Source organism: Ruegeria sp. CDSC045 (assembly GCF_059610725.1).
This window is the reverse complement of sequence record NZ_JBXWOE010000009.1, coordinates 181,241-187,355: the sequence shown is the minus strand read 5'-3', so window position 1 is coordinate 187,355 and position 6,115 is coordinate 181,241. Positions and strand designations below refer to the sequence as shown.

General features: G+C 58.8%; 8 protein-coding genes. 6 read left to right on the top strand and 2 right to left on the bottom strand.

Annotation, left to right across the window (positions count from 1 at the left end; genetic code table 11):
- Positions 1-306: 306 nt before the first annotated feature.
- Genes AC2FH6_RS16140 through AC2FH6_RS16120 form a run of 5 tightly spaced genes read left to right on the top strand, consistent with a single transcriptional unit; the run spans position 307 to position 4,080 of the window.
- On the top strand, positions 307-957 hold the full coding sequence (locus tag AC2FH6_RS16140) for a histidine phosphatase family protein (RefSeq protein WP_142640087.1): 651 nt from the start codon (positions 307-309) through the stop codon (positions 955-957).
- Between the two features lie 21 nt (positions 958-978).
- Complete coding sequence (locus AC2FH6_RS16135) at positions 979-1,593, top strand: glutathione S-transferase family protein (protein WP_496703581.1); 615 nt, start codon at positions 979-981, stop codon at positions 1,591-1,593.
- Positions 1,594-1,607: 14 nt separating this feature from the next.
- The gene (locus AC2FH6_RS16130) at positions 1,608-2,654 is read left to right on the top strand and encodes a saccharopine dehydrogenase (protein ID WP_496703579.1); all 1,047 of its coding nucleotides are present in this window, start codon (positions 1,608-1,610) and stop codon (positions 2,652-2,654) included.
- Positions 2,655-2,666: 12 nt separating this feature from the next.
- On the top strand, positions 2,667-2,915 hold the full coding sequence (locus tag AC2FH6_RS16125) for a SemiSWEET family sugar transporter (RefSeq protein WP_142640081.1): 249 nt from the start codon (positions 2,667-2,669) through the stop codon (positions 2,913-2,915).
- Between the two features lie 22 nt (positions 2,916-2,937).
- Complete coding sequence (locus tag AC2FH6_RS16120; RefSeq protein ID WP_496703577.1) at positions 2,938-4,080, top strand: saccharopine dehydrogenase family protein; 1,143 nt, start codon at positions 2,938-2,940, stop codon at positions 4,078-4,080.
- A gap of 48 nt (positions 4,081-4,128) precedes the next feature.
- Here AC2FH6_RS16120 and AC2FH6_RS16115 read toward each other — a convergent pair whose 3' ends face one another.
- Both AC2FH6_RS16115 and AC2FH6_RS16110 read right to left on the bottom strand, forming a co-directional pair.
- Positions 4,129-4,446, bottom strand: coding sequence for a DUF3775 domain-containing protein (locus AC2FH6_RS16115; RefSeq protein ID WP_142640076.1), 318 nt, complete (start codon positions 4,444-4,446; stop codon positions 4,129-4,131).
- A gap of 79 nt (positions 4,447-4,525) precedes the next feature.
- Positions 4,526-5,302 (bottom strand): DUF1365 domain-containing protein, encoded by a 777-nt coding sequence (locus tag AC2FH6_RS16110; protein ID WP_496703575.1) that lies wholly within the window; start codon positions 5,300-5,302, stop codon positions 4,526-4,528.
- A gap of 147 nt (positions 5,303-5,449) precedes the next feature.
- Between AC2FH6_RS16110 and AC2FH6_RS16105 the strand changes: the two genes are divergently transcribed.
- Positions 5,450-6,106, top strand: a complete 657-nt coding sequence (locus tag AC2FH6_RS16105; RefSeq protein WP_496697722.1) for a sigma-70 family RNA polymerase sigma factor — start codon at positions 5,450-5,452, stop codon at positions 6,104-6,106.
- The last annotated feature ends 9 nt before the right edge of the window (positions 6,107-6,115 follow it).

Genomic DNA, 6,115 nt, shown 5'->3' with positions numbered 1-6,115 from the left:
CAGCCCGCAAAATCAACCAACTTCCCACCCAACTCAACATGCAAACCATGCAAAGGCGTGCGCCTAATATCCGTCATAAATAAACCCTTTCCCAAGCCAGTTTTCCGAGGTCATCGAATAGCTTGCAACGATGAATTTGCAGGACAGTCTGATATCACCAAGGTTCCTGTGGACGGTCTTGCGAGTCAACAACAATACCGCCCGGCCAGATTCGGGGGTGAGCGAGAATAATTTCCAAACCGCAACGAACGGCTCTGGCCCCGGACCTAGACCTGTCCTAAGACTTGCCACGCAAGAGGGACCGACATGTCACATATCACACTGGTGCGTCACGGGCAGGCCAACACCACCGCGCGCGACGAAAAGAACTATGACAAGCTCAGCGATCTGGGACATCAACAGGCCCGCTGGCTGGGGGCGCATCTGCAGGACACACGCAGCCATTTTCCCCGGGTCTATTGCGGCACCCTGATCCGCCACGCCGAGACCACCGCCAGCATGGGGCTGACTGATCCGATCCGCGATCCGCGGCTGAACGAGATCGAGTATTTCACCATCGCGCAGCTGTTCGAGGAACAGCACGGCGTGAAAGTGCCCACTGATCGCGAAGGTTTTGTCGAGCATCTGCCCCGCACCTTTGCCGCCTGGGCCGATGGCGCCATCAAAAACACACCGGAAACCTTCGAGGAATTCGAAACCCGGGTGCGCGACGCGCTGACCGATATCGGAACCGAAGGCGGCCCTGCCATCGTTGTGACCTCGGGCGGGTTGATTTCGATGGTTGTCCGGCAGGCGATGGGGCTGGATATCCCGGCCATGGCGCGGGTGGCTCTTGCCATCATGAACACGTCAATGCACCGTTTATACCCAATAGGTACACAGCTCAGCCCGGTTCTGTTCAATGCCGTTCCGCATCTGGAAGCACCAGACCGGCAGTTTGCACAGACCCACCTGTAACCCCAAACCAGAGGCTTTGTGATGCAACTTTACTATGCCCCTCGCACGATTTCGGTCGCCGTTGCGATTGCACTGGAAGAGGCCGGGCTGGACTATGAAGCGATCCAACTGGACTTTGCCGGTGGAGAGCAAACCAAATCCGCCTACAAGCAGATCAACCCAAAAGGCCGGGTTCCGGCGCTGGTGGTAGACGGTGGGATTTTGACCGAAACCGGGGCACTTTTGGAGTTCATCGCAGCAATGGCTCCGAAGGCCGGGCTGGTGCCTGCGGACCCGATCATGGCCGCCCGGATGCGCGAGGTGATGTATTACCTTGCCTCGACCATGCATGTGAACCACGCCCATAAGCTGCGCGGCGCGCGGTGGGCCGACAAGAAATCCAGCTGGAAGGATATGACGGCAAAAGTCGCGCAGACCATGGCAGCGTCCTGCGACTATATCTGTTCGAACGGTCTGCGTGGACCGTTTGTGCTGGGCGAGGCGTTCTCGCTTGCCGATGCCTATTTGTATGTGGTTTGCAGTTGGTTGGAAGGCGACGGCGTCGACATCGCAGCCTACCCCAAGATCGTCGCCTTTCGTGAGGCGGCAGAGGCGCGCGCTTCGCTGAAAGCCGTACGTGCCGCCGGAATGCTCTGATAAAGGGACAAAATATGACGCATCTATGGGTCCGGGCCGAACAGCGCCCGAACGAAGAACGGGTCGGGCTGACCCCTGAAGGCGCTTTGGCTCTGATCGCTGCTGGCATCCGCGTAACGGTCGAGGAAAGCCATGTTCGCGCCATCCCCATCGACGGTTACAAGGCTGCTGGCAGCGAGATCGCGCCCGAGAATTCCTGGCCAGATGCACCTAATGACGCGATCATCTTTGGCCTCAAGGAACTGCCCGAGGATGGCACGCCCCTGCCCCACCGCCACATCATGTTCGGCCATGCCTATAAGGGTCAGCATTCCGGCCGGGCGCTGCTAGAACGGTTCAAGGCCGGGGGCGGAACGCTGTATGATCTGGAATATCTTGTCGACGAAAACGGCCGCCGAGTCGCCGCCTTTGGCTATTGGGCCGGCTATGCCGGGGCTGCGGTGACACTCAAGACTTGGGCCGCGCAGCAGCGGGGCGCGGAATGCCCTCCGGTTGGTGTCTATCCCAGCAAGGACGCTTTGAATTCCGAGCTTCTGGCTGAACTAGATGCCATCGAGGCCAATAGACCAAGGGCCATCGTCATCGGTGCTCTTGGCCGCGTGGGTACCGGCGCCAGCGACCTTTGCACGGCGATGGGTGTCAGTGTCACCAAGTGGGACATGGCCGAAACCGCCAGCGGCGGGCCGTTCCCTGAAATCCTCGACCACGACCTGTTCCTGAACTGTATCTTCGCGCGCCCAGGTACGCCGATTTTTGTCCCGCATAAGGCACTGGCCGCTGACCGCAAGCTGACCGCCATCGGCGATGTCGCCTGTGACCCTGACAGCGATTATAACCCTGTTCCGGTTTATGACCGAGCAACCACTTGGGACGCACCTGCCCTGCGCGTGGCGACCAATCCGGTTCTTGATGTAGTTGCAATCGACAATCTGCCGTCGATGCTACCGGTCGAAAGCTCGGAAGATTATGCAGCACAGCTTCTGCCTTCTCTGCTGACCTTGACCGATCTGGACAGCGGCGTCTGGGGCCGGGCCCGCGAGACGTTCGACAACCATGTCTAGGAGTAGCCACGCATGGAACACCTGATCGGAGGCGCGGCAGCAGTTCTAGGCACTGTATGTTGGCTTCCTCAAACCCTAAAGACCTGGCGCTCCCGCGAGACCAAGGATCTGTCTATGCCGGCGAACCTGTTGATTCTGGCCACGTTGAGCCTGTGGCTGATTTACGGAGTGATGATTGCGGCATGGCCGCTGATATTGGGTAATGTGATCTCGATCCTGCTTGTCAGCGCGATCGTGATTGCAAAACTGAGGTTTGGCTGAACAGCCGTAAAGGAGTTTTCACATGACGATTCACTGGTGTGGCACCGGCCTGTCGGCCATTCCCGGCTTACGCCGCCTGATCGAAGGCGGGCAAAAGGTCACAGTCTGGAACCGGACAATAGAAAAGGCCAAGGCCGAAGTTGGTGACCTGACCAGCGATATCCGCGTTTTTGATATCGACGCCTTGGCTGCGGTGCTGGAACAGGGCGATGTCATCGTTTCGATGTTGCCCGGCGATTGGCACGTGCCCTTGGCCGAGCTTGCAATCGCGAAACAGGCGAATTTCGTCTCATCCTCCTATATCGCCCCCGAGATGCGCGCGTTGGACGGCGCGGCCCGCGAAGCCGGGGTGGCGCTGGTCAACGAGGTCGGGCTGGACCCGGGCATCGATCACCTGATGGCTCATGCACTGATCGACGACTATCGCGCTTCAGACGTGTTCGACCCGCAGAACCACCTGAGTTTCATCTCTTATTGCGGTGGTATCCCCAAGCATCCGAACCCGTTCCGGTACAAGTTTAGCTGGTCACCGCTGGGTGTGCTCAAGGCGTTGCGTTCACCATCGAAATCAATTCGCAATTATGCTCCGCTGGACGTGGCGCGCCCATGGGATGCGATTACCAGCTATATCGCCCCCCTGCCCACACCCGAAAGCTTTGAGGTCTACCCGAACCGCGACTCGATCCCGTTCATGGCGCAGTACCATTTCGAGGATCACTGGCCGGTCAAGGAATTCGTCCGCGGTACCCTGCGCCTGAACGGTTGGGCCGACGCCTGGTCGGGTGTGTTTTCCGAAATCGAAACCCTGTCCGGCCCCGAAGGCGATGCACGCCTGAAGGAGATGTCGGACCAGTTCTGGGCCGAAAACGCCTATGACGAGGGTGAGCCGGACCGTGTGGTTCTGTGTGTGGGCCTGAAGGCGGAAAAAGACGGCGTTCCGGTCTGGCACAAAACCTATGTGATGGATGCCTGGGGTGACGACCGCGGCACGGCAATGGCGCGGCTGGTCTCGGTCCCCGTTTCACTGGCTGTCGAAGCCGTCTTGAACCGCGCTATCCCGGCAGGCGTTCATGCGGCCCCCAATGATCCAAAGCTGGTGCAGAGTTGGATAGCTGAAATTGACCGGCTGGCGCAGCATCTCGCGGTCATTGACCATTCCAACTGAGATGACCGTCACGCCAATCAGGTGGCGCGACGGTAATAAAACTGGTGCCTACATCAGATCGTTTTCCACATCTTCCGCCGATACCCCCAGCGCATCCAAACCATTTTCCAGATGATCTGACATGTGCGGCGTGCCGATCAGGTAATCAGCGCAGGGGGTTGAGGCTTCGGCCCTTGCGGTGGCGATGGCTTCGACCAGATCCTCGGCGAAGAAGCTTTCACGCCCGATCCACATGATAGCCACCAGTTCGGCCTGTTCGTCCTCGCTCATGTGATCAATGAACGCGCGCAACTCGCCCTCGGCCCGATTCAGCTCGCGCCCCATCAGCGCAACCTGAGCAACTTTTCTTGCTGAAATTTCCAACATGACCCGACTCCTGTGTTCGCGGCTTTCGAATGAAACAACCACTAGGCAGAGCCCGAGTCTTTGATCTTGAACAAACGCGTTAGCGCAGGCGCACACGCGAAACCGGCTGATCCGGCACCGGTGCGGTTCTGAACGGGCGAAAGGTGGCTTTTTTCACCCAAAGTTTAAGTGCCTGCCAGATGATCAGCGCAAAGGTCCGCCGCGCACCAAATGGGCGGCGCAGCAGCGACCACAGGATCACCCGGTTGGTCAGCGGACGGCGTGTCCCGGTTAACGTCGCGATCAAACCGCCCTCGGGGCGGGTATAGTCGATCCACACGCCGACACGCTCGGGGCGGTAATCGAACCGGAAGGTGTAACTTCCTTCGATCTTCTGGAAGGGCGAGACATGCAGCAGTTTGTCAGCCACCATCCTGTCGGTTGCCTTGATGGGTGAAAAGCCGGGATTGTGGCACAGATAGCTGTGGCGCGTGCCATAGGTATTGGTCACCTCGGCCACAACCGCATAGAGCGCACCCTGCCTATCGAAACAGAACCAGAAGCTGACCGGGTTGAAGACATGACCCAAAACCCGGGGCTGGGTCAGCAACATCAGGCGCGCCGGTTGCGCCACCTGCATCTGATCGAACTGGGTGCGCAGCCATACGGCAGCGCCGCCTTGGCCCGGCGCCCCCCCGTGGTCCTGCGACCGCCAGTTGGCAAGATTGGCCCGGTTCACCGAAAATAGCGCCGGAGTGGTCAGATCGCTTTCAGGGTTCAGAAGAATGTAGTCGACCGAATAGCGGAAGGCGTTTTCGATCGCCCCCTTTCGCCCGTGAAAGGTATGGCCCGCAACATGATCAACGGTCTGTGTCATTCGATATGGTCCGACCCGCTTGTAACCGCCCGGAGGGGCGTGGTTTTCTGAAGGTTTCTGTTACTTAGAATACGGCATCCAGCCAGGATTGGATCAAAAATATCGCTTCAGAGTGATCCGGCTTGGGACACCAACCGTATTGTGGTTATGTTTACCGAGATAGACACCGTGACCTTGGACGAGCCGGCGGCTACACCCGCCGTGCTCAAGCCATGGCGCGCAAGAAAACGCATCAAGGGTAAACAGGTGAACGGAACACAAAGCAGTTGCGACACCAGGATTGAGTGGGTGGACCATGTCAGGCGCATTCGGGATGCGCAGGATCAGGCGGCTTTTGCCGAGCTGTTCCAGCATTTTGCGCCGCGGATCAAGGCGTTCCTGATGAAGTCGGGCTCGGACGCGACCATGTCCGAGGAATGTGCGCAAGAGGTGATGGCAACCTTGTGGCACAAGGCCCATCTGTTCGATCCGACCCGGGCAACGGTGGCCACATGGGTGTTCACCATCGCACGGAACAAACGCATCGACGCCCTGCGCAAGCAACGGCGCCCCGAACCGGAAGAACTGGGCTGGGGCCCCGAGTCCGAACCTGATCAGGACGACGTGATCGTCTTGCAACAAGAAACCGCGCAGCTGCGCACTGCCTTGAAGGCGTTGCCTGACGCGCAAAGAGACTTGATCGAAAAGGCCTATTTCGGAGACCTGAGTCACCGGGAAATTGCATCTCAGACTGGGTTGCCTCTGGGAACGATCAAATCAAGAATTAGGCTGGCGCTGGATCGCCTGCGCCACGCAATGAACTGAGACAGAGAC

Coding starts and splice junctions, on each gene's coding strand:
- AC2FH6_RS16130 (WP_496703579.1), top strand. CDS start 1,608: ATGACGCATCTATGGGTCCGGGCCGAACAGCGCCCGAACGAAGAACGG.
- AC2FH6_RS16115 (WP_142640076.1), bottom strand. CDS start 4,446: ATGTTGGAAATTTCAGCAAGAAAAGTTGCTCAGGTTGCGCTGATGGGG.
- AC2FH6_RS16140 (WP_142640087.1), top strand. CDS start 307: ATGTCACATATCACACTGGTGCGTCACGGGCAGGCCAACACCACCGCG.
- AC2FH6_RS16125 (WP_142640081.1), top strand. CDS start 2,667: ATGGAACACCTGATCGGAGGCGCGGCAGCAGTTCTAGGCACTGTATGT.
- AC2FH6_RS16110 (WP_496703575.1), bottom strand. CDS start 5,302: ATGACACAGACCGTTGATCATGTTGCGGGCCATACCTTTCACGGGCGA.
- AC2FH6_RS16105 (WP_496697722.1), top strand. CDS start 5,450: ATGTTTACCGAGATAGACACCGTGACCTTGGACGAGCCGGCGGCTACA.
- AC2FH6_RS16120 (WP_496703577.1), top strand. CDS start 2,938: ATGACGATTCACTGGTGTGGCACCGGCCTGTCGGCCATTCCCGGCTTA.
- AC2FH6_RS16135 (WP_496703581.1), top strand. CDS start 979: ATGCAACTTTACTATGCCCCTCGCACGATTTCGGTCGCCGTTGCGATT.